Origin of the sequence: Pseudomonas sp. sp1636, assembly GCF_030376615.1 — a bacterium.
Taxonomy (GTDB): Bacteria; Pseudomonadota; Gammaproteobacteria; order Pseudomonadales; family Pseudomonadaceae; genus Aquipseudomonas.
In genome coordinates, this window is sequence record NZ_JARRAB010000021.1 from 55677 (window position 1) to 82511 (window position 26835).

A 26835-nucleotide genomic window follows, 5' to 3' on the forward strand; every position below is an offset into this window, starting at 1 on the left:
AGGGGGATTGACCCGCGCCTGCCGACGGAGGACGAGCGTGCCCGAATACAAGGCTCCCCTGCGCGATATGCGCTTCCCGATCGACGATGTCTTGCCCATCTGGCTGCGGCCGAGCGGTTCGGCCTCTGAGCGGCGCTTGAAGCTTGGCCCAAGCCCGGCAAATGGCGGGCTTGGGTTATCGGCGGGTTGACAAGCAAGTGCAGACTTTTCGGTCACAACACGACCCTATGTGTCTGAAATGTTGCTCGGTTAAACTCCCAAGCCTGATTTAACCCTGTTGCTCCGTTCGAGGATTTTCCATGGCTGACTATAAAGCTCCCCTGCGCGACATGCGCTTCGTGCTCAACGAAGTGTTTGAAGTTTCCAAGCTGTGGGCCCAATTGCCGGCCTTGGCCGACGTGGTGGATGAAGACACGGCCAATGCCATTCTCGAAGAAGCCGGCAAGGTCACCGCAGGCGTGGTCGCGCCGCTCAACCGCAGCGGCGACGAAGAAGGTTGCAGCTGGAGCAATGGCGCGGTGAAAACCCCGGCCGGCTTTCCAGAAGCCTACAAGACCTACGCCGAAGGCGGCTGGGTCGGCGTCGGCGGCGACCCGCTGTTCGGCGGCATGGGCATGCCCAAGGTGATCTCGGCGCAAGTGGAAGAGATGGTCAACTCGGCCAACCTGTCGTTCGGTCTGTATCCGATGCTGACCGCTGGCGCCTGCCTGTCGCTCAACGCCCACGCCAGCGAAGAGCTGAAAGAGCAGTACCTGCCGAATATGTATGCCGGCGTCTGGGCCGGTTCCATGTGTCTGACCGAGCCGCACGCCGGCACCGACTTAGGCATCATCCGCAGCAAGGCCGAACCCCAGGCCGACGGCAGCTACAAGATCAGCGGCACCAAGATCTTCATCACCGGCGGCGAGCACGACCTGACCGAGAACATCATCCATCTGGTGCTGGCCAAGCTGCCCGATGCCCCGGCCGGACCGAAAGGCATCTCGCTGTTCCTGGTGCCCAAGTTCATGGTCAATGCCGACGGCTCGCTGGGCGAGCACAACGCGCTGTCCTGCGGCTCGATCGAACACAAGATGGGGATCAAGGCCTCCAGCACCTGCGTGATGAACTTCGACGGCGCCACCGGCTGGATCGTCGATGCGCCGAACCGCGGTCTGGCGGCGATGTTCACCATGATGAACTACGAGCGCCTGGGCGTCGGTGTCCAGGGCCTGGCCACCGGCGAGCGCTCCTACCAGAGCGCCATCGAATACGCCCGCGAACGTCTGCAGAGCCGCGCGCCGACCGGCCCGCAGGCCCAGGACAAGCTGGCCGACCCGATCATCGTGCATCCCGACGTACGCCGCATGCTGCTGACCATGAAGGCGCTGAACGAGGGCGGTCGCGCCTTCTCCAGCTACGTCGCCATGCAACTGGACACCGCCAAGTTCAGCGAAGAGCCGACCGTGCGCAAGCGCGCCGAAGAGCTGGTGGCGCTGCTGACCCCGGTGGCCAAGGCCTTCCTCACCGACATGGGGCTGGAAACCACCATTCATGGCCAGCAGGTGTTCGGCGGCCACGGTTTCATCCGCGAGTGGGGCCAGGAGCAACTGGTGCGCGACTGCCGCATCACCCAGATCTACGAAGGCACCAACGGCATCCAGGCCCTGGATCTGGTCGGGCGCAAGGTGGTCGGCAGTGGCGGCGCCTTTTACCAGCACTTCGCCGACGAGATCAAGGCCTTCACCGACTCGGCCGATGCCTCCCTGGCCGAGTTTGTCGAGCCGCTCAAGGCGGCCATCGCCAACCTCGAACAGATGACCGCCGACCTGTTGCAGCGGGCCAAGGCCAACCCCAATGAAATCGGCGCGGCCTCGGTCGAGTATCTGCAGGTGTTCGGCTACACCGCCTACGCCTACATGTGGGCGTTGATGGCCCGCACCGCCCTGGCCAAGCAGGCTCAGGACGACTTCTACGCCAGCAAGCTGGGCACCGCGCGCTTCTACTTTGCGCGCATCCTGCCGCGTATCCACTCGCTGACCGCTTCGGTCAAGGCCGGCAGCGCCAGCCTGTACCTGCTGGATGCTGCGCAGTTCTAAGCCGTCCCCGACAACACAAAAGCCCCGGCCAGCGTGCCGGGGCTTTTTTACATCTATTGGCGATGGGCTGATGGGTATTGGCGATGGGCTAGTGGTTGGCTTCAGTCTTCAGCGGCGGGATGTCGACCGCTCCGGGCGGCGTCGAGCCATTGGCCTGCGGGCGTTCGCGCTGCCATTGCAGGGCGATCAGGGCCAGGGTCGGGATCCCCAGCAGCGCGGTGATCAGGAAGAACTCGGCATAGCCGAGTTTCTCCACCATTACCCCGGAATAGCCACCGATCAGCCGCGGCAGCAGGAGCATGATTGAGCTGAGCAGGGCGTATTGGGTGGCCGAGAACTGCAGGTTGGTCAGGCTCGACAGGTAGGCGACGAACGCCGCCGTGGCCAGGCCGGCGCTGAAGTTGTCGGCGCTGATGGTGACGATCAGCATCTGCAGGTCGGCGCCCATGCCGGCGAGCATGAGGAACAGCAGGTTGGTCGCGGCCGAGGCCAGGCCGCCGATGAACAGGATCGGCAGGATGCCGAAGCGCACGATCAGCAGCCCGCCGACCCCGGCGCCGAGCAGGGTCATGACCAGGCCGAACAGCTTGCTGACGCTGGCGATCTGATCCTTGGTAAAGCCCTGGTCGATGTAGAACACGTTGGCCATCACGCCCATCACCGTGTCCGACATGCGGTAGGTGGCGATCAGCCCGAGCAACAAGAATGCCTGCCAGCGGTAACGCACGATGAAGTCGTTGATCGGGGTCAGTACCGGCGCCAGGCCACGCCGGCCCATGCTCGACAGGCACAGGGTGGTGAGGATGGTGTAAAGCAGGGCGCGCAGGAAGGCGCGGTCTTCGAGGAGCAGGCCGAACAGGCTGGTTTCGCCCCGTACCAGGCTGGCGAAATCGGTGTAATAGAATTGGGTGAACATCGCCGGCACCGAGACCAGCAGCACGATCAGCACCAGCACCGAAACGATCTGATGGCTGAAACCGTAGCGCGCCGCGGCCAACTGGGTTTGCAGCGGCACGTCCGGTTCGCGCATCCACAGGCTGGTGAGCAGGCCCGGCAACATCAGCAGGGCGAACACCAGGTAGGTGCCGGCCCAGGCGCTGTGCTGGTAAAGCTGCACGGTAGAACCGAAACCCTCGGCGAAATACAAAGCCCCGGCGGTGGCCAGCAGTGCTGCGACCCGGTAGCCGGCCATGTAGCTGGCGGCCAGGGCCGCTTGGCGGGTGTCTTCGACGATCTCCAGACGATAGGCGTCGATGGCGATGTCCTGGGTGGCAGAGGCGAAGGCCACCAGCACCGCCAGGGAGATCAGCCAGGTCAGTTTGGTTTGCGGGTCACACAGCGCCATGCCGGCCAGGCCGACGGCAATCAGCACCTGGGCCAGTACCAGCCAGGAACGGCGCCGCCCAAGCCTGCCGAGCAGCGGCAGGCGCCACTGGTCGAGCAGGGGCGACCAGACCCATTTGAAGGCATAGGCCAGGCCGATCAGGCTGGCAAAACCAATGGTTTCGCGCGCTACCCCAGCCTCGCGCAACCACACCGACAGCGTGGAGAACACCAGCATGTAGGGCAGGCCGGCGGCGAACCCGAGGAGCAACAGCACCAGTGTGGCGGGGCTGGAATAGGCGGCGAGGGCTTCGCGCCAGCTTTTACGGGGCATTGAGCGGGTATCTGTCTGCAGGGAGGAAATGGATTAAAGGGCGCACTCTAACCGCTGTGCTCCATCGGGCGCCAGCCGTGCCGTCGGATATCCACCCGGTCATTGAGCACCAGCACACCTTCGGTGCGCAAACGCGCCCGCTGCTCCGCGCCGGAAACACTGCCCGCCGGCAGGCTCAGGCGACCGCTGGCGGCGATCACCCGATGCCAGGGCAAGGTCGTGCCTGGCGGCAGCTGGCTGAGGCAGCGCCCTACCCAGCGCGCTGCGCGGCCAAGGCCGGCCAGTTCAGCCAGTTGGCCATAACTGACGACCTTGCCCGCCGGGACTTGCGCCAGCGTCATATACAGCGCCTCGCGGCGGGTTTCCTGGCTTGCCGCTGACAGGGGCGAAGCGGCATGCTTGGCGCCCCCGTCCTGACCTGTTGGTTGTCGACCGATCATGCTGCTGCGCATCCTGCTGTTCTCTGCCTTCGTGGGTTTGGCCCTGCCGGTGTCGGCGGACACGGTCTGGCTGAATAATGGTGACCGCCTGAGCGGCGACATTCTATTGCTCGACGGCGGCAAGCTGGCGTTGAAAACCCGCTATGCCGGCCAGGTGCTGATCGACTGGAAGGATATCGAGACCTTGCGCTCGGACAAACCCCTGTTGCTGCGTCGCCAGGGCCAGGGAGTGGACAGCAAGCACAGCGAACACAGCGAACAGTTGGCCGCGGCCGGCAAAGGTATGGTGCGGGTCATCAATGCGACCAGCCAGACCGTGCCGCTGGCCAGCATCACCCGCCTGGTGCCGCCGCGACCCGTGCTGCAGGATCGGCTTTGGGAGGGCAATCTCGACGCCAAGCTGGACATGGAGCGCAACGAGGATGAATCCGATGAGTGGAAGCTCAAGGGCAACGCCCGGGTCGAACATGGCCGCTGGCGGCATGTCCTGACCGGCGATCTGGAACACGAGATCAAGAACGACACTAAGGTCGACGATAACTGGAAGTTGGAGTACGACCTCGATCGCTTCCTCACGGAACACTGGTTCTGGCGCGTCGGCGGCGAGCAGCAGGAAGACCAGTTCGAGTTCGTCAGGCGCCAGCGTATCGTCGGCAGCGGGCCCGGCTACCGTTTCTGGGATAACGAACTGGGGCGCTTCGACCTGATCGGCCAGCTCAATCGTATTCACTTCGAAACGACCTCCGGCGATCTGGCATTCGACACCCTTTCCCTGGAGTGGGATTACAAGCGCCTGCTGTGGGGTACTCGCCTGGAGTTCTATAGCAACGCCGAACTGCAGATCCCCGAAATCGATGAAGTCGACTATGTGCTCGACAGCGAGTTCGGCCTGCGCTACCGGCTCAACAGCTGGGCCCGCCTGTCGCTGTTGTACGAACTGGATCAAATCCGTGCCCTGGGGCGCACCGCCTCCGAGCGCCATTATCTGCTGGGTGTCGGGGTCGGTTGGTAGGGGCGTGCGGGCATGGCGGCGCTCGCCTGACTTGAACTCCGATTAATTCCGACGGTCAGTTCTTGTTCAGCGCTTGGGCTTGCGCATAATGCCCGGCTTTTATCCACTCCGAGCCTTTGCAGTCCTCTTATGATTTCCAGAACCCTGCTATGCCTGGCCCTTTTGGCAGCCGCCAGCCCTCTGCTGGCCGATACCGTATGGTTGAAAAACGGCGATCGGCTGAGCGGTACGATCAAATTCTTCGAAGGGAAAAAACTGCTCCTGGAAACCGATTACGGCGGCTCGATTGCGCTGGACTGGAAGAAAATCGCCACCCTCGAAAGCGACCAGGAACTGCTGATCAAGGAAGGCAAACTTACCGGCGAGCGGGCCAAGGCCCTGTTGGCCGCCGAGCAGGGCAAGGTCACCCTGGCCAATGGCGAAGGGCCGAGAACCATCGAACTGGCGAGTATCCAGCGGATCATGCAGCCCAAGCCGCTGGTCGAGGATTTGACCTGGAAGGGCAATCTCGACGCGGCGCTGGACTACAAGCGCGCCGAAACCGATAGCGATAATTACGACGTCGACCTGAAAACCCAGATGCGCCATGGCCTCTGGCGGCACCACGCCGCGGCCGATTACAACCGCGAGTTCCAGGACAGCGTAGTGGCCAGCGATCACTGGGGGGCCGAGTACGCCCTCGACCGCTTCCTTGATGAGCACTGGTTCTGGCAGGGGCGTCTCGAATACGAGCGCGATCAGATCGAGGACCTGGTTCGTCAGCGTACGCTCGGTACCGGTCCGGGTTACCAATTCTGGGATAACGAATTAGGCGCCTTCTCGGTGGCCGGCTTGCTCAACCGCACCGATTACGAATATGCCAATGGTGAGCAGGATAACTTCTATGCCATGAGCATGAAGTGGGACTACAACCGCTATCTGGTCGGCAAGAGCGTCGAGCTGTTCAGCAGCGGTGAAGTCGGCAAGCCGCTGGCCAATGTCGCCGATTACACCCTGGAGGCGGCGCTGGGCCTGCGCTACAAGGTTACCGACTGGGCTTCGCTGAATATGAAGGCCGAGAAAGACCTGGTCAGCGGTTCGCAAGGCGAACTGGACGAAACCCACTACAGCCTGGGCTTTGGTGTCGGTTGGTAGCCATATTCGGCACGTGTCAGCGTGCCATGAAAAAGGCTATGTCTTGGTTATGTGTTGCAAGCACTCTGCATGGTGCGTTGATGCTGAAGGCTTTGCGCTATCCACCCTGGCAGCACGCGCCTTGTAGCCCGGATGGCCAGCACCGCTGACCCTGCCTCCACCAGCATGCGCAGCGGAGAAAACCTGCCGGCCCCATGCAGCAGGTACATAGCCAAAAATTTCGGTCATTTGGCTCGCCAAACTCCCTCGTTTTTGCGCCGCGCGCCTGGTTGCGCTCGCCGGCTGTCGCCCTCGCGACGGCCTTCGCTTTTTTCACCGCCTCGGAGGGCTTTGCGCTGCTGTCGCCTGGCGCGCGCACCGGCCCAATCGCTGAGGCTGCCGCGCCATGGCGCGACGGCGCTGTCAGTCGGCGATCAGTTGTTCAACCAGGCTCGGGTCGTCGATAAAGCGGTTACGCGTGCCCTGCAGGCCGCCAATTTTCTCGTTGCGGGCGTTTTCTGCGGCATCCGGAGGATCCATCCGGTGCCACTGCTTGTACATGCGCGCCTGACCGACGATGGGCAGGTCGTATTCGATGTGCATGTAGAAGATCGCCCGGGCGATATTGCCCTTGGCCTCGTCACGCGGTTCCAGCAGTTTGGCACTGCTTTTGAGGTCGCAGTCGATGTCGTCGAACGCGTTCTGCGCGCTGGCGTCCAGCTCAGCGAACTGCGCGTTGCTCCGCGCCAGTTCAACACGGCTCAGCGCCGGATAGAGATTGTGCAGGTCGGACACCATGTAGGCATAGTGCGGGGTCATAATGCGGCACTGGCGATCGGTGATGCAGCGCAGGGCACTTTTCAACTGCTTATTGCTATAGATCGGGCTGATGCTGAGTGATCCGCCGGCCCCTCCGCTGGCAAAGGCCTTGGCGCAATACAGGGTAGTGCCGCCGGCCCCATAGAGGTCATGCCAGAACAATTGTTCGCGGGCTTCATGAGCGGAAATCTGGCTCTGACCGCCGGCCAGGGCAGGAAGGCCGAAACTGGCGGCCAGGTAACCGAGGGCGATAACGACTGTGCGCATGAAAAGGCCCCATGACCACCGTATCCGGTGGGTCTGATATTTTTATAAGACCGTCCGAGTCTAACAAGACCGGCGTCACAAAATAAAGCCGAGGCCGTGCTCGGCTGACGCCATGTAAGCCTTGGCTTACATGGCGTGCTGTCGATCGCGACTACTGTGATTGGCGGCGGGCGGCTAATCTTCTGCCCATGGACGTAGCGCAGGAAGCGCAAAGTAACCAATAGGGACACGCTGGATAGCCGCCAGGAGGGCGCGCGCAACACGGATGTCAGTACACAGTCTGCAAAGGCCCCGCATTCGCGGGGTTTTCTTTTTCGGCGTTCGCCCGGCTTCACATAAGAGATAGAGCGCGACGTGCTTGCGCACCAGGTCGAGCTGTTCCTGCTCTGCGCCGATCCGCGCACGCGAGAAGTCCGCCGCTTCCTGGTCGGCCCGCGCGGCTGCGAAATCACCGGCCTGGCCTGGAGCCCGGACGGCAAGGCGATGTGGGCGAATATCCAGCACCCGGGCATCAGCTACCCGGCCAGCGACGGCAAGAGTCGCCCGCGCTCGACCACGGTGCTGATCAGCAAGATCGATGGCGGGGTGATCGGCAGCTGAGCGCGGGCAACGGCTCAGGCTGCCTGACGGGTGTTCGGCAGGCGGCTAAACCAGTCCAGCGTTTCGTCCCACAGTGGCTGGGCGGCGGGGCGGAAGTAGCCCATGTGACCGATGGCGCCCAGCCCGGTTGTCGTGTCGATATCCCGTGCCTGATAGGGCGCGCCGGTATAAGCGGCCATAAACGCGTCACGCGATTGAGGTGGCGCCCATAGGTCGTCGAGGGCGTTGGCGGCGACGATCGGCGTGTTGACCTGGGCGAAGCGTTCGGCCAGACCGGGCAGCTGCGGGTCTTCGAAGAAATAGCGGGGGAAGCGGCACCAGTGCTTCCACTGCGTGTATACGCCCAGGGGCAGGTCTTCGCCCATGTTCAGCGTGCTCCAGGCCAGGTAGCCCTTGGCGCGCGTGATCAGCGGGCCGATCACTCGCCACATGGCCAGGACGCGTAGCTGCTCGGCCCTGGGCATCCAGCCGTGCCAGCCGGCGCCAGTGCCGAAGGTGTAGAAACCCTGCACCTGAGCATGGTTGGGCAGCAGGCCGAAGGCATGCCCGCCGAATGAATGGCCGACCATGAACAGTGGCCGTTCGGCGTGGCGGTGTTGGTCGACGGCGGCTGCCAGGTCGAGGTGCGCCCAGTCCAGATAGTCCATCTCGAAGCCGCGCAGGCTGGCCGGTTTCGACAGGCCGATACCACGGTAGTCCAGGGTCAGGGTGCTGAAGCCGCGGCGCGCCGCATATTCGGCGAAGCGCCGGTAAAAGCCCTGGGGCACCCCGGTGGCTCCGGCGATCAGCAGCTGCGCCACCGGGGCGGGGGCGTGGTACCGGGTGGCGATCAGCGGGTAACCGTCGAGTGCCGGCAGTTGCACGGTTTCGCCGAGGATGGTCTGGCTGTCGCTGGTCATGCGTGTGCTCCTCCGGGGGGCTGTTGCCGGGTCAGGTTGAACAGGGCCTCGGCCGCGCGTTTGAGCGGCTCGCTGCTGCCGGCGACGCGGGCCTGCAACAGGCCGCCTTCATAAAGCGCGACGAACAGCGCGGCGAGGTTGTCGGCTTGTTCGCGTGGGTAGCCGTACCGATGCAATTGCTCGGCAAGAGTTTGGCGCACCCGGACAAAACTACGCTCCAGGGCCTGGCGAATCGCCACATCATCCGGGCCGCTCTCCAGGGCCACGGTGGCCAGTGGGCAGCCGCGCTCGAACTGGCTGCTCTCCAACTGCTGCAGCGCACCTTGCAACCAGTGCTGCAGCGCTTGCAGCGGGTCTGGCTGCTGGCGGAACAACTGGACGAATAGGCCGTCGATACGCTGGCCGATATGCTCGATGGCGGCCACGGCCAGTTCGCTCTTGCCGCCTGGAAAATGGTGGTAGAGGCTGCCTTTCGGCGCGCCGGCGGTCTCCAGCAGTTCACTCAGGCCGACGCCGTGCAGGCCTTTGCGTTGCAGGGCATCGGCCATGGCATCGATCAGGTTGTCGCGGGTCGAGGTCTTGGTCATGGCGAATTATATAGACCGGTCGGTCTAGTCATGGCAAGAGATTTTTTACCGCATTCATCCGATGGATAGCGACGTATCGCGGCGGCGGGGCAGGCGCAAGAGCGATCCCGCGCCTCGTCCGCGGTGCATTGCTCCTGGCTTCGGCGATGGAGGAAGAGCCCCCGGCATGGCCAGCCTTGCCCCTGCTGCGGGGTGCGGCTACGGTTTCCATCTGGCGCTTGCCCGTAAGCTCCGCGATCAGCGCCGAGGCGCGGCGGGCGAGCGGTAGCTTGAATGGAATTAATGGAATCGAATGGAGGGAGACCCTGCGCATGCAGCCCACAACAACCCCTGAATTGCCCGAGCCGCGCTTCGTGCGCGGTGAGGAACTGCTGATCGTCGGGTTCGGCGAGCGCTTCAGCGCCGAGTGCAGCCAGGACATTACCGCGCTCTGGCAGCACTTCGGGCCGCATATCGGCCGGGTGCCAGGGCAGTTGGGTGGGGAAACCTTCGGCCTGTGTTGCAACCCCGGCGAAGACGGCAGCTTTGAATACATTGCCGGGGTGCAGGTGAGCCGCTTCGACGAGTTGCCGCCCGGCTTCAGGCGCATGCGCCTGCCGGCGCGGCGCTATGCGGTGTTCCTGCATCGCGGGCATATTTCCAGCCTCCATGAAACCTTTGCCGCGATCTTCCGGCGCTGGCTGCCGGCCTCCGGTCTGGAGGCGGCGGACGCTCCGGAGTTCGAGCGCTACAGCGGCGATTTTGACCCCGTGGCGGGCACCGGTCAGGTGGAAATCTGGGTGCCGCTCAATGGCTGACGGGAGGCTGGTCACCCTGGCGCTTTGCTGGCTGACGGATCAACCAGGGACGTGCTGCGCCACCCAGGCGGCATAGGCGCCGATGAACTTTTGCAGGAACGGCTTGATGCCATCGCCGAGCATGCCGGCCTCTTCGAAGAAGCTGCCGGCACCACCCAGGTAGGCTTCCGGCTGCTGCATCATCGCGACGTCGAGAAATACCATGGATTGGCGCAAGTGGTGGTTGGCACCGAAACCACCCACAGCCCCCGGCGAGGCCGTCAGCACCGCGCCGGGTTTGCCACTGAAGACGCTCTGGCCGTAGGGGCGCGAGCCGACATCGATGGCATTTTTCATCGGCGCCGGCACCGAGCGGTTGTATTCCGGGGTGACGAACAGCAGGGCGTCGGCGGCTTTGACCTTGGCGCGGAAGTCGAGGTAAGGCGACGGTGGCGGGTCGATGTCGATATCTTCGTTGTACAGCGGCAGCGCGCCGATTTCGACGATTTCCAGCTTCAGTAAGGGCGGCGCCAGTTCGGCTAACGCCAGGGCGAGTTTGCGGTTGATCGAGGCTTTGCGCAGGCTGCCGACCAGCACGGCGACGTGGTAGACCTTGCTCATAATGACTCCTTGCACGCTGTGGACAGGGGTGAGCCAGTACCGGCTTGAACTAAAAACTATAGACCGCCGCGCGCACCGGGCGGTTGTCGCGCATAGCCGAGCAGGCTGCGAACGATCCTGCCAACCGCCGTTGTCATGCCGGCGGGGCGGCCAGCCTTACCGTGACCGGCGGCTTCGCTCATGGCCCAGGCGATTGCGCAAATGCGCCGAGCAGATCCGCGACAAACGCCTGTTGCGCTTCGCTCGGCTGGCGACCGCGGTGGCTGGCCAGGTGGAATTGCACGCTGAAGTCGAGCCGCTCCGCCAGCAGCGCGCGCAGCTGGCCGCGCGCTTCCCAAGGCGCGGCGATGTGCCGGGGCAGGTAACCGATATGCGCCCCGGAGAGAATGAAGGCCAGGGTGCCTTCGACCTGTTCGCTGCGCGCGCTGCTGTTGGCCGATTGCCAGGGCTCGTCGGCTCGGGTGAAGCGGTAGGGATGGTGCACGCCATCTTCGCCCTGCAGCTGCTCGCGGCTGACCTCCGTTTGGCCGAACAGCGGGTGGCTGGCGGCGCAGTACAGCGCCTGTTCCTCCACGAACAGCGGCTGCAGATCCAGCGCGGCCTGAGTGCCGGAGAAGTAGCCGATGGCCAGCTGCAGCTGATCTTGCAGCAAGCGCCGCTCCAGCTCGGCGGGCATGGCGCTGAGCAGCTCGATCTGCACCGCCTGGTTGCGCTGGCGAAACCGCCCGATGGCCGCGCCGACCCGTGCCAGCACCTGGTCATCCAGGGCTTCGGAGAGACCGATGCTGAGCGTACCCAGTAGCTTGTCGGCCATGCCCTGGGCCTCGCCCTTGAACACCTCGAGGGCGGCGAACAGTTTGCGCGTGGCCAATAGCACTTGCTCGCCCTTGGGGGTCAGGCTGAAACCGGCTTTGCCGCGTTCGCACAGGCGGAAACCCAGGCGTGTTTCCAGCTTGGCCATCTGCGTGCTGATGGTCGACTGACCGATCCCCAGTTCGCCCTGGGCGGCACTGAAGCCGCCGCTCTCCACCACGGTGGTGAACAAGCGCAACAGCTGCAGGTCGAGGTCGCGCACTTGGCTGAGCATGCCGGCTCCAAACATTGATGAATGTCGATGCCAAAGTAGATCACTTCATATTTATCCAAAGCAATGCCGGGCGCAGGATGATGCCAGGGTTTTCGTAGGAGCCCGCGTGCTGGCGATTCTTAGCTGTTGCAGATCGCCAGCACGCGGGCTCCTACCCAAGAAAACCGACTCGTCAGAAGAGAGGAATCCGCCATGCGCCTTGCCACTAGCTTGTTACTGCTCGCCTGCGCCCTGCCGCTGCAGGCCGAGGAGCAGGTGCTGAACATCTACAACTGGGCCGACTACGTGGCGCCGCAGGCGCTCGAGCGCTTCCAGAGCGAAACCGGCATCCGGGTCAAATACGACACCTTCGACAGCGCCGAGGTGCTCGACAGCAAGCTGCTCACCGGCGGCAGTGGTTACGACGTCGTATTCCCGGCTTCCAGTGGCCTGGCCCGGGCGATCCAGGCCAAGGCCGTGCAGCCGGTCGGCGCGTTGAGCAATGCCGGCAACCTCGACCCTGAACTGCTGGCCAAGCTGGCCAGCGTCGACCCCGGCAATCGCTACGGCGTGCCCTACACCTGGGGCACCGTCGGCTTAGGGCTAAACCGGCAGGCGCTGGAGCAACGCTTGCCGGGCGTGGCGCTGAACAGCCTGGATCTGCTGTTCAAGCCGGAGTACGCCAGCCAGCTGAAAGACTGCGGCATCGCCGTATTGGACTCGCCGCAGGAGGTGATTGCGATCGCGCTGAACTACCTGGGCAAGGATCCCTACAGCAACGCCGCCGCCGACCTAGCGGCCGCGCAGCAGTTGCTCGCCCAGTTGCAACCGAACCTGCGCTACATCGGCAGCGCCAGGCATATCGACGACCTGGCCAAGGGCGAGATCTGCCTGGCACTGACCTACACCGGCGACGCCGGCATGGCCGCCGCCCGCGCCGCCGAGGCCAAGCAGCCGTTCGCGGTGTTGTTTCGCATTCCTGTGGAGGGCACGCTGATCTGGTTCGACACCATGGCGATTCCGGTCGATGCGCCGCACCCGCAGGCCGCCCGCGCCTTTATCGACTACATGCTCAAGCCCGAGGCCATCGCCGAACTGACCAACGCGCTGTATTTCGCCAACGCCAACGCGGCTTCCGCGCCCTTGCTGGACGAGGCGATCAGCGGCGATCCGGACATCTACCCGCCGGCGCCGGTACGCGCCAAGTTGTTCCCCGAGCAGATCCAGAGCCTCAAGCAACAGCGTCAGCGCACCCGCTTGTGGACCGCCTTCCGTAGCCAGTACTGAGCGCGCCCGGCAGCGGGCGCTGAATTTCTATCCAAGTTGTGAGGATCGTAAACCATGGATCAAGCCTACGAAAACGACCAGGCGCTGACCCGCGACAGCCTGTATGGCACGGCGGCCGAGCCGACCTACGCCGGCATCACCAGTTTCATGCGCCGGCGCTACAGCCGTGACCTACGCGGTGTCGATCTGGTGGTCAGCGGCGTGCCGTTCGACACCGCCACCACCAACCGACCCGGCAGCCGCTTCGGCCCGCGGGCGATTCGCGCCGCCTCGGTGCAGTCGGCCTGGGCGCGGCATTTTCCCTGGGAATTCGACCCCTTCGACCTGCTGGCCTGCATCGACTACGGCGACTGCTACTTCGACCACGGCACCCCACAGGACACCCCGGCGCTGATCGAGGCGCATGCCGACAAGATCCTCGCGGCCGGCTGCGCCATGCTCACCCTGGGCGGCGATCATTTCATCAGCTACCCGCTGCTCAAGGCCCATGCCAAGCAGCATGGCGCGCTGTCGCTGATCCACTTCGACGCGCACAGCGACACTTGGCCGGACGAAGAGGGCGCGCGCATCGACCACGGCACCATGTTCTACCACGCCGCCCGCGAGGGCCTGGTCGATCCGGCGCGTTCGGTGCAGATCGGCCTGCGCACCACCAACGATGACGTCATGGGCTTCCAGGTGCTCGACGCCCGCGAGGTGCAGCGCAGCACCCCGGAGCAGATCGCCGAGCGCATTCGCGCGCGGGTCGGCGAGCACCCGGTGTACCTGACCTTCGACATCGACTGCCTCGACCCAGCCTTCGCCCCTGGCACCGGAACCCCGGTGTGCGGTGGCCTGAGCAGCCACCAGGCGCTGGAGATTTTGCGTGGCCTGCGCGGCATCAACCTGGTCGGCATGGACGTGGTGGAAGTCTCGCCGCCCTACGACAACGCCGAAATCACCGCCCTGGCCGGTGCGACCCTGGCGATGGAGATGATCTGCCTGTACGCGGCGCGGCATAAGCTGGCGCGCTGATCCTAGGTGCTGCCCCGTGGCGTGCTGGCGACTATGCCGGACGGCCCGTGCAGGTACGCCCATTCTGTGGCCTGTTGGTACGCCGCAGACAGCAAAAAACCGCGCAGTGTGCGGCTTTAAAGGTGCTGGGCCCGGTAGGGCTCGAACCTACGACCAAGGGATTATGAATTGCCTGGAAACGCCGCAAATCCAGTGAAAGCGGCGCAGGTGTAGTGAGCTGAAAGTAGCGTGGTAGATGGGGTTGAGCGTAATTGCGCGAAAACGGTGAAAGCTGGGGGCTGTACCGCCAGCGTGCTGTTTTTTGTACTGCGCCAAGCTCAGACGCTAGCCTCGCAGGCCGTTTTTAGGCTTGAGTGCCAGTATCCACTTTGATTTTCCATTAGGTTCGGTATACGTTACATATCATCTAATTTGTAACGTATGCAGAACATGGACTATTCCCTTATCACGACACGACTTGGCGAACAGCTTCGGCAACGCCGCCTCAATCGCGGGCTGACCCAGGCCAAGCTCGCTGCCCTGGCTGGCATCACTCGGCAAAAGGTCATCGCCATCGAGAAGGGCGACCTCTCGGTGGGCATGATGGCCTATGCACGAGTGCTGGCAGCCCTCGACTGCGAGCTCTCGGTTGTGCCCGCTGCCATGCCCACGCTGGACGAAATCCAGGGAGTGTTCGACTGATGACGGCCGTGCTGCAGGTTGCAACGCCAGAGGGCGACAGCGGGAAGATCCTTACCAGCGCCGGGGACTATCTGTTCCGCTACCACGAAGACGCCCAGTTGCAGGCGGCGATCAGTTTGTTGATGCCCATGCGCCTGGATGAGTACCGTCACCGGGAACTGCACCCGATCTTCCAGATGAACCTGCCGGAAGGCTACGTCCTGGAACAGTTGCGCAATCGCCTGGCCAAGGTGGCGAACGTCGACTCCATGTTGCTGCTGGCACTGTCTGGCAGCAGTTCGCCTATCGGGCGGGTGGCGGTGAGCTCGCCGGAGGTCGATGCGCTCTTACGGCGTCAGCAGTTCCCTGGCGAAAAGCTTGCGGAAATTCTCGCCTGGGATGGCGCGGAAGACATTTTTGTCGGTTTGGTAGATCGCTACATCCTGCGCGCCGGAATATCGGGTGTGCAGCCCAAGGTACTGGTGCCAGAGCATCAGGCTTGCGCGCCGCAGCGTTTCACCTCGAAAACCTCCGAGCTGATCATCAAAAGCGGTCGGGATGAGTTTCCGGGGCTGGCGATCAACGAGTTCCTCTGCATGTCCGTGGCCAAGGAGGCGGGGATTGCGGTGCCGGAGTTCTACCTTTCCGCCAACGCCAAGCTGTTCGTCATGCGCCGTTTCGACCGCGACGAGCAGCTCAACCCCATTGGTTTCGAAGACATGGCGGCATTGATGGGGCTGGCTGCGGAGCAAAAATACAGCAAGAGCTATTCGGCCATCGCCAAGGCCATCCGCCTGTTCTGTCCGCCCGAGCAGGTGCAGAGCTCACTGGCGCAGCTCTTCGCCATGGTGACCCTGAGCTGCATCGTCGGTAACGGCGACGCCCATCTGAAGAACTTCGGGCTGCTGTATTCCGACCCGACCCAGCGCGATGCGCGGCTGGCGCCGGCTTACGACATCGTCAACACCACGGCCTACATTGCAGAGGACGTATTGGCGCTGGATCTTGTCGGCAACAAGTCGTTATTCGCCTCGCGACAGGGGCTGCTGGACTTCGCCCGGGTCTGTGATGTGGCCCGGCCGGAAGAGGTCATTCGTGAGCAGTTGCAAGCGCTGGAGCGGGTGCTGGCTCGCTCGACTGAGCTGAGCGAGCGGGCACCGCATGTGATCGCGGCAATCCGGCAGTGTGCAGAACCGTTTATAAGAACTTTCGGCTAGCGTGCGCAGGACTTTCTCTATGCAGGTCGCAACAGCATGAAAAAATTAATCATCCTTATTGCGCTATTATTGGCAGCCGTTCTGTTCGTTGGATACTACAAGGCTATTGATGATGCGGAGCTGAATACGGTGTTCTTCATCAAAAAGAGCCCCACCTTTCAGGTTAAGTTCGAGAACCTATTTGCTAACGACGCAGACAATAAAAAGCTGCACGAGTTGAGTGGCGAAGAGCGGGAGTTGGTGATCGATTACTGTAAATACCGGTTAGGTATTGAAACTGAACTGAAATCGCAGGCGGAACTAGAGGTCTGCAAAGAACGGTAAGCATGAGATGCCAGGATATTGAGCTGGCTTTGCCGAAGGTTGGTTCGACCGGCCGGTATTGGGTTGGGGGTTAGGCGTTCAGGCGCGAAGTTCTTAGCAGAGCTCAAACCTAGGCTCTCGGTGCCTTCCGTCAGCACGTAGGCATATGAGAGCAACCGGGCAGGCCACGATTCATTCTGCGTAAACCGTGGTCTGTTCCAGATTATTCCTCCTTTAAAGGTGGTGGGCCCACACGGGCTCGAACCGTGGACCAAAGGATTATGAGTTGCCTAGAAACGCTGCAAGCCCAGTGAAATCGGGCGTAGCTTAGCGCAGGTACAGTTAGCTGAAAGTAGCGTTGTAGACGGGTTTAAGCGTAATTGAGCGTAATCTGCAAAAGCTGGGCACTGTACCGCAGGTGTACCGTAACGCGGCCAAGCTTTGCTTGTTTTTTAATCATCATGTTGGATCTAAATTTATGACGTTGTCATCGCCAAACAAGAGTTTAGCCCGGTTAACTATTTCGAGTGTTGGGTGAGGATAAAAGAAGGCCAGCTCTCGTCGAGCACGAGTGCAGCAAACATAGATGATTTTACTAGTCCGCTCTATTACGGTGTCCTTGCCCTTTCCAGTAAAGAAAGCCTCGAAGTTATATTTGTTCCACTTTCCGTTATCTAGTACTACAAGAACGTTGTCGTACTCCCGGCCCTTTGTTTTATGTTGGGTTGAAAATGGTGTTTGGCCGTCAATGTACTCAAAAAGGTTTCGGAATTCTTTAAAAGGAATTTTGCAGACTTGGTCGTATATATAGCCTTTTGTGCGCTGGAACTCTAATAGCCGATCATCTTTTCTGACTAATCCTTTGGTGTGAGCTAATCCAATTATTTCTTCGATGGTTTTTCCGTGCGATTGCGACAGTTCTTCGATTTCTTTCTTAAGTTTAACTTTCTTTGCATGAGAGTCGATTTTGTAATCAGTTGATCGCAGAAAGTCGTTAAAATTACCTAGTGTGTAAAGTTGTATCAATGTTTGTATTCGGTGAAGGTGCTTGATCAAGTGATCTCTTGTCGTTCCACCTCCACCCAACATGCTCTGATCGGCTTTCTGATCATCAATCAGCATGTCTTTCTCTATATAGATAGAGGATATTGTTTTGAAGGGAGTAGAGAGTGCAGTCTGATAGGCATCAGGGTGCTCGGAAATATAGTCTGCTTGACCTGGTGTGGCTGTGACTTTCGCTAGTGTTTTCCCTTCTTTCCCCGCTTGTATTTCATGTATAACCTGCCCGAATGACTTGTCCTCAATTAAATAGTCGGGCTCATCGGTTTTGATGTAGTCACGGATTCGTTTGACATATTCTAGGATTTTGTCTGCGTCATAGATGCGCATAAGCCCCGGGAAACCAGCTTTGGTAGCGATCAAGTTGTGAGTCAGATTTAGCTCTTTTGTTTGGGGGGTAGACTTGTCCCAGTTTAGGTAGTCTCTGGCTGCTTGAACGTCGGGGTTAGATGAGTATAAAAATTTTGCGGACCCTACAATAGGCTTGCCTTCGGTCATATTTGGGGCCGAAGTGTCGTCAGATGGTGTTTGTGCCAATCCGTCGGTTCGAAATTTGTTCGCTAGTTCTATTACAGATGTGGGGTTCCTCCTATTCTGTTCTTTTTTGATCTCAGTGACTTTATCCCGGCCATCACCTTTGAAATCATCTAGATTCCCAATACCCTGATCGTAGATCGATTGCATAGCATCACCAAAAAAACCTACGATGTTTCGTCTTGGTGTGCGGGATAAGTGTTGTAGAAGTATGGCGATTACAAGGGGGTTAGTATCTTGATATTCATCTACCAAAATAAAATTGAACTTGTCATTCAGGATGCGACACAGCTTAGGGTATTTAGCAAACAAAGCATGAGCTAAAATCAGTACTTGGTCATGAGATATGATTCCCGATCTAAGTTTGAGGTAGTCCTTGTATTGAACTTCGTTGTCGATTGACACAATTACTTCCGGCTCACCTTCCGGCGTAAGAACCTTAAATAGCTTTTGCTCTTCATCGTTTATCAACTCGATTAACGTTGTTTTCAGCTCTTGCTGGAAGTGCTTAATGCTTGACCATAGAAAGTCATGAATAGTGGAGACGTGTAGGTTGTCATTGCTGGCTCTGTGCTCAATTTCGTTTGTGGCAGCGTTTGTATAAGTAATACAGGCTACGCGCGCCAGCGGTTGTTGGTTCGTAAGACCGTTAATGGTCTCAATCAGTGAGTATGTTTTACCGCTGCCAGCACCGCCGCTTAAAAGAAAGTTCTTATTCTGGGATGTTGCTTCAAGGATTTTGAGTGTTTCTTGGCTGTAGGAGGTTTTTTCTAGCTGCGAAGCCATACCAGGCCCTCCTGAATATATGCAGGTGTTTTCCAGTTTGAGAAGCTAAATGCCCCTTTCTCTTGGCTGTTTAGTAAAATATCGATAGCAAGTGTGGTTTTCTTATCAACGCCTTTTTCTGCAAACTCGAAGGGACTGTGTGTTCCTTCAATATAAAGAGTGAAATGTTTGGCAATGAGAGAGGGGAAGGCTGCTGGATCATCTCCTAGCAAATCTTTATTGATATTGAAGAAGGCATCCTCAAAACTACGTCCTCGATATCCATTTTCCTCAGTCTGGTAGGCTGTATAAAGATAGCCATCTTCACTCGCTACCCATGCTTCTTCGTTGTGCGTGAAGATTTTTAGATTGTTTTCTAGCTTCAGAAAATAGTCTAAATCTTGCCTGTTTTTTTTATGGAAAAAACATAGCGCGTTATTGGATGTGTGGTCGGCATCGGGATCATTCGTAGAGCATTTTTTCGATGTGTAGATTGCTTCGCCTTTCTTGTTAAACTTTGGGTTCCCATCCTTGTCGGTGTCAGGAATTGTTCGCCCCGAGTCTATATCAGTTAAAATTAATGACTTAATTCCTAAGAAGCGAATAAATTTTTCGAAAACTTGCGAGTGTGCGCCAACCTCAATAATTGATATGTTTTGAGATAAGATGGGGGCGATGTCCTTCGCAGGGGATTCTTGGTCAATTTTTTTCATCATGGCCGGCAGTAGAATTCGCTCGGTATCGCCCTCTACTAATATTGCTTTTTCAGCAAAAAACAACTCGGCACGATTCAGTGTTAGATATTGTTTTAGAAATTTAAAGTGATTGTTCTGGTCTTTTCCATCTTCTTGTTCATATTCTTTTCTCAGGCTTTTCAGGTTTTTGCACTTGGCGCACCCGTTAACTCTCTTCATATACTTAATGTCATCGAAGTCGCATTCGGCAACGATGTGAGATGAGTGGGTGGTTATAATTGTCTGAAGGTTAACTACTAGCCCGTCCTCTCTTTTCACTCCATCCGCTAAGAGGTTTTTTATGTTTTTTATAAATACATACTGCATCTGCGGGTGAGTGTGCGCCTCAGGTTCTTCTATGAACAAAAGATTCAGTGCGGCTGGCCGTTCTGTAATGGCTTTCCTGAATGATGTCATTAGCAGATCAATTTCAAAGATCATGCTAATCAGATTCATGTACCCAAGGCCGTTGAAGTGTTCAGGCAGGTTGTGCGTTTCATGTCGATATAGAACAGTTGTATTGCCGTCTAAAAGTTCTCTGTGTTGCAAAGTGGAGGCTATTGTAAGAGATGTTTCAGATAGTGATATCCCGCCAAACCGATCGACATTGGTTAGTAGTTTAGAAAACATGTTTTGATAAATTGCGCTTAAGTTTTTGTCTGCCCCGCGCAGGGTTTTTTTAAATAAATTAACCGTGTCTTTCTGTTCGTCAGATTCCTCCGTTCTTTTGTATATTGTGGCGGTTTGTCCTGAGAGGGTCTTATCGTTATCTTTGTTGGTTACATTTCGTTTTGCACTTATGGCTCGAAATGAAATCACTTCATCTAAAGAAATTTTTTCCTTTGTAAGGTCAGTGTATATTTTCTCATCTGAGCTTAAGTAGCTTTTCCTGATTATGCTTCCAAAGTATTTCTGTTGATTTTCAGAAAGATAAAGCAGTGCATCTTCGTCGTAATTATCCTTGTTCTCTTGGAAGTCTGTATAGAGTGAGGTGAGCTGCTTGTGGGGAAGTTTGTATTCGAAGCCTAGATTTATTAAGTTGTCTTCTGGGTCTAGGCTCATAATAAGAGGGGCGACTTGGCCTAGGTCGTCATTCTCGTCGTATGAGATTATTAATTTTAACTCCATCCCAAGCGGAGTGTACTTGTCTTCTTGAGGGATGGGTTCTTCGCCAGAAATTAATGACTTCAGCTTTTCTCTGAGCACTATGTTGAAATCATCAAAAGTGATTTTGCTTCTCTCTGAGACGAATTTTTCTAACGCTGATAGGAGTGAGGTCTTTCCTGTATTGTTTTTGCCAATTACAAGTGATAGGTCGTTTTCTAGATCAAGCCTGAAATCTCTAAGGAGACGAAAATTGCTTATTTCAATCGCTGATATTTTCATTTAATGGCCCGTATTTTCTGGATAATTTTTTGTAAGCGAAAGGGGCTGCTCTACTTTTTTCTGCAGTCATTCTTCGTCAAAGTAGTCGCTATCCAGCTTTGGTAACTTTAGGAGGCGCGACGTTACTCCGACCTCGTAGTCCATCATCAAATTGACCAGCCGACTGCCATCAACCAGCACCATGCCTTCCACGGAGCGGGAAAAGTCGATGGCCTGGGCGGTAAAACCTGACGTGGTGATAAACACGCCACGCTTGGCCTTTTGCCCAGCGAGTGCGCCATAGAAAGCCTGTAATTCTGGTCGGCCAACCGTGCCCTGCCAGCGTTTGGCCTGGACGTAGACCTTCTCCAGGCCGAGCTTGTCTAGCGAGATCACCCCGTCGATCCCACCGTCGCCGCTGCCGCCGACGCGCTGCAGATCGTTGCGGCTAGCTCCGTAGCCAAGGCTGTGCAGCACATCCAGCACGATGACTTCAAAGCGGTTGGGGCTGACTTGCAGAAGGTTATCTAGTAGGTCTGCAGCCGTTGCCTCGCGTAGCTCACGTAGAGCCTGTTCCAGGCGGTCGTCAGGGCTAACAGTGGCTGAGCTGAGCGCCGGTACAGGCCGTTCTTGCCCATCGAGGGGGATGGCGTCGTTCGGGCTCTTGAGTTTCACGTCCATAAAGCCGATGGCGAGCTGTTCGACCTTATCCGCAGTCAGAGGGGCGGGGTGCTGGGCGGCATAGGTAATGCCTGCGTCGGTCAGCTTCCAATACCCACGCTTGGCACTGCTGGACAGGCCGGCGCGTTTGAGGCGGTCATGGGCCCAGCCGACGCGGTTCTTGTACGTGGCCTGGCCGCTAGCAATTAGCTCTTGGCGCTGAGCTTCCGAAAGGTTCAGAGCATCCGCAGCTGCTTCATGGGCGTCACGTGCTGTCGCGCCTTCGGGCGTGGCGGCCAGGTGGCGCAGGATCGGCTCAATAAACTGGTCGTAGGTAGGGACGGACATTGCGACTCCAGGCGCAGGATTGATGTTAGGGCCGCGTGCTAAAGGTTTTGCATGGTTTTGCATTTAGGGAAGGTTGAGCAGCCCCAGAATTGTTGGCCGACAGTGGCCCCGGTTTTACGGGTGCGAATAACCAGGGCGCTGCCGCATTTCGGACATTGCCGCTCGGCTGTCGGATTGCTACGGCGTTTGAGGTTTTGCACGTGCTCGCGGTGGGTGGCGAGGGTGGGGGCGCGGCGGCCGGTTTGCAGGGCGTGCAGCATGGCGTCTACTTCAGCCGCGCTAAATACCGCCTGCTGGAATGACTGGATATAGCGGATAAAGCCGATGCCCTGAGTCACGTTGGCCGGCACTTCGGTTTTAAAGGTGCTGCTGCCGACAAAGGTGATGACCGAGTGCAGGTGCTCGGGATTAACGCCAAGGGTGGCTTCCAGAGCTTTGAGGTGCTTGTAGTTCTGCCGCAGTGGGCTCTGGAATTTGAAGGTGCGTTTGTAGAGCTTCTGCGTCCACTGCGCCTGCCTCTCGCTGCCGAATATCCAGCCGCTCATGTTCTTCGTTTCCAGCACGAAGACGCCGTAGGGCGAGAGGAATACGTGGTCGATCTGGGTGGTGCCGTCGGGCGTGTTCAGGGTGACGTTGTGCAGGCGGCGGTAGGTTTGTTTATCCAGCTGCCAATGGGCGAACAGCCGTACCAGGAGTTCGCCAATCTGGCCCTTGGCCCAAGGCGACTTGAGCAGACCGATCAGTAGTGCGGCTGGGATAAACCAGCTCAACATGCCCGAGAGCTGCGCGATGATAGGGGTGAAGTCCATTTCTTAACCTTCAGCAATCCTGAGTTAACCGGATAGTACCGAAAGTAGACGTAACTGGACGAAAGAATTCGATGGCGTTTTTGGGGCAGGCTGCATTCCGATATGGTTCCGCCGCGTCTCGTAAAACGCTGTCTACTTCGGCAGTGTCTGTTAGATCAGGAATTCAAATGCGGTGAGTAGTTTTACGGTTTCGGGGAGCTTCTGCTGCAGTAGCTTGTCGAGGTATTGCCGCGCACTGTGAGGTGGGTTCTTCAGCGATGCTCGCTGCCGTTGCGCCGCTTCGAGAACAGCTGCTTTGTCGAGATCCCAAAGGTCGGCGATAAAGTCATCAGGGTGCACAGGTTCAATATCAAACGTATCGAGGACGTCTTTGGGGAAGTCCTTGAGGTTGAACGTCACGATCACCGAGGCATTGCACTTAATTGCCGCTGCGAGTACGTGGCGATCATCCGCGTCAGGGCGATTCAGCCCCTCAATTAGGGGGGCGTAGTCAAGCACCAGGGCATCCGGCACAGCCCTATCCATCAACGAGGACGTTCTGTCCAATTGTTCGACGGTTAGCTCCGGACGATTGATCAGAAGATTGCGTTTCTACTCGTCATGAACCTGGGCCGACCAGCGTGCTCGGTATACGCCGGTCAGTGCCAGGTGCATCAAAAAATCGCGCAGCGGTGCGGGGTAGAGAACATTCGCATCATAGAAAGCGGTGAACGGTGAATGCCTCATTCGTACCCCATCCCTAGCTCCTGGGCTTGTGCCGCGAGTTCATCCATGGCGGCGCGGCTCGCTTGATCACGCTGTTCCTTGTAAGCCATCAGGTCAGCGAATTTGATCCTGCGATGCCGGCCGGTTTTAGTGTGTGGCAACGCACCTTGATCCAACAGTTTCACTAGGTGAGGCCGCGAAACGTTGAGCATATCCGCACCTTCCTGGGTCGTCAGTTCGGCATGAATAGGGACGACCCTGACGGCATTACCAAGGGCGAGTTCGCTCAGGATTTCGCCGAGCAAGCGCAGGGCGAACGTAGGCAGCTCGACGACTTCGCGCTGTTGCGTTTCGTCGATTAACTCAATGCGCTGGGTCTCAAGCTTGGTGGTTAGGAATGCAGCTAACTGGCGGCTTGACTCCACAGCCGCAGCGATTTCTTTCTCGCCGGGAAGAACGGTGCGAGTGAGGTCGGCGGTGGTCATGGCTGTCTCCAAAAACGGTGTATTCAATTGTCGTCGTGGTTGCTGCTTGGCATCCACAGTTAACCTTATATTCGAAATAAACGAAAATCGCAATAAACGAAACGGCTTGGCGGAGAAAGGTGGCTCCCTTTGAGTGGGTTTCGCCACCACCAAAATCGTTGATGTGGTGTGAGCCTTCGAGGAAATTTGGTTCTTCTGACATCAAGGCAGGTGACATGCTGGGAGCGGTTCGTCCACTGTCCATGGACTGAGGACGGTTAGCTGGCCGGACAGCCCGCCTGTCAATGCAACACAATTCAGAGCCTTTACGAGGCTTGCGAGCTAGAACCAAGCAAGGCAAAACAGGCGAGCAACACGGCCCAGCGAAGTAACACTACTGAGAAATGACGATGCGTATTCACCTGCTGTCCGACCTGCATAATGAGTTCAGTCCATTTGCTCCAGAGCCCCTGGGCTGTGATGTGGTCATTCTGGCGGGCGACATCGATGTCAAGGCGCGCGCTGTTGAGTGGGCCAGACAGTCCTTCTCGAGGCCGGTGCTGTACGTCCCTGGCAACCACGAGTTTTACGGAGGGCACCTGACGCACACCCTGCAGAAACTAAGGGCGGGGCAGGATGACCGCGTTCGGGTATTGGATCGAGATGAGGTGATCCTGGCCGGTGTGCGGTTTCTGGGAGCGACCATGTGGACGGATTTCGCCGCTACCGGTAACCCGCCGATGGCGTCCCTGAGCGCCCAGAATGCGATGAACGACTTTCGGCAGATCCGCACCGAAAACTACAGACGCATCCGGCCCGCTGATTTGGTTGCTCAGTCAGTACAGACGAAAGACTGGCTGCGCATGAAATTGTCGGAGTCATTTGATGGCCCAACAGTGGTGATCACTCATCACGCCCCAACGCTACGTTCTCTTCAGGGCAGCCCGCATGCCGGCACTCACCTGGATGCCGCCTATGCCAATCGCTGGGAAGAGCTGATGGGCGGAGAGCGGATGGCGCTGTGGCTGCATGGGCATTCGCATACGGCTGTCGACTATGACGTGGCGGGCACCCGTGTGGTTTGCAATCCGAGGGGGTATCCGGGAGAGAAGACGGGCTTTCGCCCGGATTTGATCATCGATCTCTAGCCAACGGTTGCGTACCAGTCATTCAGTTACTTCGAGCCTATAGACGCGGCTTGCTCTAAGCCCGGTGCATTGAGTGCCATAAGTGCCAGCGGACATGTGCACTTCATAAGTACCCGCTTTAAGTGGCGTACCGGTGATGAGCCCATGCGGGTCACGGTCTTGGTGCTCGACCCAGAGCCCTTCAGGCAGGGTGAAGCTATCACTCACGTAGATGCCATGGATGGGCGTAGAGGTATTGAGCACGTCGAGCTTCACGCTATAGGGCTGGCCGACAACGGCTATTGGCAGGCTCTCTGGGAGAAGTACTGGCTTAGGCTGCATACCACAGCCGACAAGAACATTGCCAAGCATGAGGACTTCACAGCCTGTTAGCGACGTGGCCATACAGAGGGTGAGCAGCGTCTTTCGCAGCATAGTTGGATTGTTCTTTGCGGCGGGCTTACTCGAAAGTGTCCGTGCTAACGGGATGGAACCCAGTTGCTCAATCGATCTGTGGCAGCTGCTCATCTGCCAGCGTCGGCCGCGTCCTGGCGATCTAGCTCGCGCTCGATGTTCAGCCACTCGTTCTTGAGTCGATAACGAAGGTAGACCATGAAGGCCCGATCGCGCAGGCGGCGAAAGGTAGAGGTGCTGCGGGCTTCCTGAGTGCTCTCGATAGTCTCGGTGAGCCAGCTGCTCTCGAATGCTGTCCAGATCGGTGGGATGGGGGCCTGCAGGTTGGAATAGCAAACGGGAGCCACCTCCTCGAAGAACACCAGCTTTATCGTGGAGCGGTCAAATCCCGCCAACTGCCGAGCGATGGCGTTGTAGTCGACTTCGTTGTCGACGAAGGCATCCGATAGCGCCGACCACAATCGAGTGCGCTCATCGCGCGTCAAAACACTTCTCACTTGGAAAACTCCTCAAGTTCGTCATCCAGGGCGTCTGCTGCGATCCCGCCCACTGCTCCACCCGCTAGCACCACGGCGATGGCGCAGAACGGTGCGCCGGGGCCACAGATGAGCGAGACGCCAAGACCAGCGAGAAGGCCGCCTGCGGCACCGCCACCGATGATCATGCCTTGGCGCGCAGTCTCCTTTTCGCCTAAATCGGTGTCCGGAATCAGTAGACCACTACACTCCGCATTGCCCCAGGTTATGCGAGGGGCGCTATTTATGGCTTCTGGATGTAGTTCTGCTCAGGTACAGACAGTTCGTCAGCTGGCTGCAGCCTCAGCCAGCCCAGTGCCCGTGCCTGCTCGATATACCAGTGACCTTCTCGTTGGGTAAGCCCTAGGTCTTCTCTGGAGCTGCCAAAGGGGCCGGGGTTTTGTTGGGCGATCTGCAGGGTGTCGGTGCCAACGCTGGCAATAATCGCAACGTGACCGTAGCGGTTGAGCAGCGAGGGGGCGAATACCAGCAAGTCTTCTGCTTGCGGTTGCTCGGCGCTGCCGTTGCGGAACTGCAGCATCGCCCGTTTGGCGTTCAAACTGCCGTCGCTGAGGGTTGGGTCGAAGAAGTCTTTGGCGTGCCCATAGGTGTCGGGCATGCGGTGGCCATGCCGCTCGAAGTAGTAGCGTTTGACGAACTCCACGCACTGATAGCGCAGGCCCAGGTTGTAACCATCCTGGCTCAGGTTACGGCCCTGCACCGTATTGACCCCGCCGTTGTAGTAGATCGCCACGCCATTTAGCTCATCGAGTTGTTCGCCCACGGCATGCTGGCTGTTGGGGTTGATACGGGTAACGGCTGCATAAGTCGCCAGAGCGATAAAAGGCAGCAGCACACAGCTAGCGAGCAGGGCGATTCGGCGTTTGTTCATCGTGAGGTCTTTATCAATTGGAGAGCGG

The 26835-nt window shown here is 58.5% G+C and carries 25 protein-coding genes and 3 pseudogenes; 11 read left to right on the forward strand and 17 right to left on the reverse strand.

Annotated features, from left to right (window positions below):
- The first annotated feature begins 299 nt into the window (after positions 1-299).
- Positions 300-2078: an acyl-CoA dehydrogenase C-terminal domain-containing protein gene (locus tag P8H27_RS18210; protein WP_289639091.1), complete on the forward strand. Its 1779-nt coding sequence runs from the start codon at positions 300-302 to the stop codon at positions 2076-2078.
- An 88-nt stretch (positions 2079-2166) separates the two neighbouring features.
- On the opposite strand, the gene P8H27_RS18215 is transcribed toward P8H27_RS18210, so the two are convergent.
- The gene (locus P8H27_RS18215; protein WP_289639092.1) at positions 2167-3735 is read right to left on the reverse strand and encodes an AmpG family muropeptide MFS transporter; all 1569 of its coding nucleotides are present in this window, start codon (positions 3733-3735) and stop codon (positions 2167-2169) included.
- A gap of 47 nt (positions 3736-3782) precedes the next feature.
- Positions 3783-4076 (reverse strand): MGMT family protein, encoded by a 294-nt coding sequence (locus tag P8H27_RS18220; RefSeq protein WP_289639125.1) that lies wholly within the window; start codon positions 4074-4076, stop codon positions 3783-3785.
- Positions 4077-4173: 97 nt separating this feature from the next.
- Here P8H27_RS18220 and P8H27_RS18225 point away from each other — a divergent pair, with 97 nt between their 5' ends.
- Together P8H27_RS18225 and P8H27_RS18230 are read left to right on the forward strand one after the other, a co-directional pair.
- On the forward strand, positions 4174-5187 hold the full coding sequence (locus P8H27_RS18225) for a DUF481 domain-containing protein (RefSeq protein ID WP_289639093.1): 1014 nt from the start codon (positions 4174-4176) through the stop codon (positions 5185-5187).
- 129 nt (positions 5188-5316) lie between these two features.
- A complete protein-coding gene (locus P8H27_RS18230; RefSeq protein WP_289639094.1) occupies positions 5317-6321 on the forward strand; it encodes a DUF481 domain-containing protein in 1005 nt (334 codons plus the stop codon).
- Between the two features lie 402 nt (positions 6322-6723).
- Here the strand turns inward: P8H27_RS18230 and P8H27_RS18235 are convergent, their stop codons facing one another.
- Positions 6724-7386 (reverse strand): endonuclease, encoded by a 663-nt coding sequence (locus P8H27_RS18235; protein WP_289639095.1) that lies wholly within the window; start codon positions 7384-7386, stop codon positions 6724-6726.
- 381 nt (positions 7387-7767) lie between these two features.
- On the opposite strand from P8H27_RS18235, the pseudogene P8H27_RS18240 reads away from it, so the two are divergent.
- Positions 7768-7986 (forward strand): annotated as a pseudogene (locus P8H27_RS18240) (alkaline phosphatase PhoX); the annotation flags it as partial.
- A gap of 14 nt (positions 7987-8000) precedes the next feature.
- Here P8H27_RS18240 and P8H27_RS18245 read toward each other — a convergent pair.
- The gene (locus P8H27_RS18245; protein ID WP_289639096.1) at positions 8001-8885 is read right to left on the reverse strand and encodes an alpha/beta fold hydrolase; all 885 of its coding nucleotides are present in this window, start codon (positions 8883-8885) and stop codon (positions 8001-8003) included.
- Positions 8882-9472, reverse strand: a complete 591-nt coding sequence (locus P8H27_RS18250) for a TetR/AcrR family transcriptional regulator (RefSeq protein ID WP_289639097.1) — start codon at positions 9470-9472, stop codon at positions 8882-8884. Before P8H27_RS18250 ends, P8H27_RS18245 begins: the two co-directional genes overlap by 4 nt.
- 311 nt (positions 9473-9783) lie before the next feature.
- Between P8H27_RS18250 and P8H27_RS18255 the strand changes: the two genes are divergently transcribed.
- Positions 9784-10269, forward strand: a complete 486-nt coding sequence (locus tag P8H27_RS18255; RefSeq protein ID WP_289639098.1) for a GyrI-like domain-containing protein — start codon at positions 9784-9786, stop codon at positions 10267-10269.
- 39 nt (positions 10270-10308) lie between these two features.
- Here P8H27_RS18255 and P8H27_RS18260 read toward each other — a convergent pair whose 3' ends face one another.
- Together P8H27_RS18260 and P8H27_RS18265 are read right to left on the reverse strand one after the other, a co-directional pair.
- Positions 10309-10869, reverse strand: a complete 561-nt coding sequence (locus tag P8H27_RS18260; RefSeq protein ID WP_289639099.1) for an NADPH-dependent FMN reductase — start codon at positions 10867-10869, stop codon at positions 10309-10311.
- 178 nt (positions 10870-11047) lie between these two features.
- Positions 11048-11956, reverse strand: a complete 909-nt coding sequence (locus P8H27_RS18265) for a LysR family transcriptional regulator (RefSeq protein WP_289639100.1) — start codon at positions 11954-11956, stop codon at positions 11048-11050.
- Positions 11957-12148: 192 nt separating this feature from the next.
- Here P8H27_RS18265 and P8H27_RS18270 point away from each other — a divergent pair, with 192 nt between their 5' ends.
- From P8H27_RS18270 to P8H27_RS18290, 5 genes are all read left to right on the forward strand, one after another.
- Positions 12149-13222: an extracellular solute-binding protein gene (locus P8H27_RS18270; RefSeq protein ID WP_289639101.1), complete on the forward strand. Its 1074-nt coding sequence runs from the start codon at positions 12149-12151 to the stop codon at positions 13220-13222.
- A gap of 54 nt (positions 13223-13276) precedes the next feature.
- Positions 13277-14236, forward strand: a complete 960-nt coding sequence (gene speB / locus P8H27_RS18275; protein ID WP_289639102.1) for an agmatinase — start codon at positions 13277-13279, stop codon at positions 14234-14236.
- A gap of 429 nt (positions 14237-14665) precedes the next feature.
- Complete coding sequence (locus tag P8H27_RS18280; protein ID WP_289639103.1) at positions 14666-14917, forward strand: helix-turn-helix transcriptional regulator; 252 nt, start codon at positions 14666-14668, stop codon at positions 14915-14917.
- The gene (locus tag P8H27_RS18285) at positions 14917-16113 is read left to right on the forward strand and encodes a type II toxin-antitoxin system HipA family toxin (RefSeq protein ID WP_289639104.1); all 1197 of its coding nucleotides are present in this window, start codon (positions 14917-14919) and stop codon (positions 16111-16113) included. The genes P8H27_RS18280 and P8H27_RS18285 overlap by 1 nt, the downstream gene beginning before the upstream one ends.
- A gap of 36 nt (positions 16114-16149) precedes the next feature.
- Positions 16150-16437: a hypothetical protein gene (locus tag P8H27_RS18290; protein WP_289639105.1), complete on the forward strand. Its 288-nt coding sequence runs from the start codon at positions 16150-16152 to the stop codon at positions 16435-16437.
- Between the two features lie 438 nt (positions 16438-16875).
- On the opposite strand, the gene P8H27_RS18295 is transcribed toward P8H27_RS18290, so the two are convergent.
- From P8H27_RS18295 to P8H27_RS18320, 6 genes and pseudogenes are all read right to left on the reverse strand, one after another.
- Positions 16876-18795 carry an ATP-dependent helicase gene (locus P8H27_RS18295; RefSeq protein WP_289639106.1) on the reverse strand — a complete coding sequence of 640 codons (1920 nt, stop codon included), beginning with the start codon at positions 18793-18795 and terminating at the stop codon, positions 16876-16878.
- A complete protein-coding gene (locus P8H27_RS18300; RefSeq protein ID WP_289639107.1) occupies positions 18780-20894 on the reverse strand; it encodes an ATP-dependent endonuclease in 2115 nt (704 codons plus the stop codon). The genes P8H27_RS18295 and P8H27_RS18300 overlap by 16 nt, the downstream gene beginning before the upstream one ends.
- A 66-nt stretch (positions 20895-20960) precedes the next feature.
- Positions 20961-21881: a restriction endonuclease gene (locus P8H27_RS18305; protein WP_289639108.1), complete on the reverse strand. Its 921-nt coding sequence runs from the start codon at positions 21879-21881 to the stop codon at positions 20961-20963.
- Between the two features lie 38 nt (positions 21882-21919).
- Entirely contained in the window at positions 21920-22690 is a 771-nt protein-coding gene (locus P8H27_RS18310; RefSeq protein WP_289639109.1) for a nuclease-related domain-containing protein, read from the reverse strand.
- Between the two features lie 150 nt (positions 22691-22840).
- Positions 22841-23416 (reverse strand): annotated as a pseudogene (locus P8H27_RS18315) (PIN domain-containing protein).
- Positions 23413-23880 carry a helix-turn-helix domain-containing protein gene (locus tag P8H27_RS18320; RefSeq protein ID WP_289639110.1) on the reverse strand — a complete coding sequence of 156 codons (468 nt, stop codon included), beginning with the start codon at positions 23878-23880 and terminating at the stop codon, positions 23413-23415. The pseudogene P8H27_RS18315 and the gene P8H27_RS18320 overlap by 4 nt, the downstream one beginning before the upstream one ends.
- A gap of 389 nt (positions 23881-24269) precedes the next feature.
- Between P8H27_RS18320 and P8H27_RS18325 the strand changes: the two genes are divergently transcribed.
- Positions 24270-25007, forward strand: a complete 738-nt coding sequence (locus P8H27_RS18325) for a metallophosphoesterase (protein WP_289639111.1) — start codon at positions 24270-24272, stop codon at positions 25005-25007.
- Between the two features lie 18 nt (positions 25008-25025).
- Here P8H27_RS18325 and P8H27_RS18330 read toward each other — a convergent pair whose 3' ends face one another.
- The 4 genes and pseudogenes from P8H27_RS18330 to P8H27_RS18345 all read right to left on the reverse strand — a co-directional run bounded on the left by P8H27_RS18330 (position 25026) and on the right by P8H27_RS18345 (position 26807).
- Positions 25026-25358, reverse strand: coding sequence for a putative Ig domain-containing protein (locus tag P8H27_RS18330; protein WP_289639112.1), 333 nt, complete (start codon positions 25356-25358; stop codon positions 25026-25028).
- Positions 25359-25510: 152 nt separating this feature from the next.
- On the reverse strand, positions 25511-25885 hold the full coding sequence (locus tag P8H27_RS18335) for a hypothetical protein (protein ID WP_289639114.1): 375 nt from the start codon (positions 25883-25885) through the stop codon (positions 25511-25513).
- Positions 25886-25893: 8 nt separating this feature from the next.
- A pseudogene (locus P8H27_RS18340) lies at positions 25894-26091 on the reverse strand (hypothetical protein); the annotation flags it as partial.
- Positions 26092-26159: 68 nt separating this feature from the next.
- Positions 26160-26807: a CHAP domain-containing protein gene (locus P8H27_RS18345; protein WP_289639115.1), complete on the reverse strand. Its 648-nt coding sequence runs from the start codon at positions 26805-26807 to the stop codon at positions 26160-26162.
- Between the last annotated feature and the right edge of the window lie 28 nt (positions 26808-26835).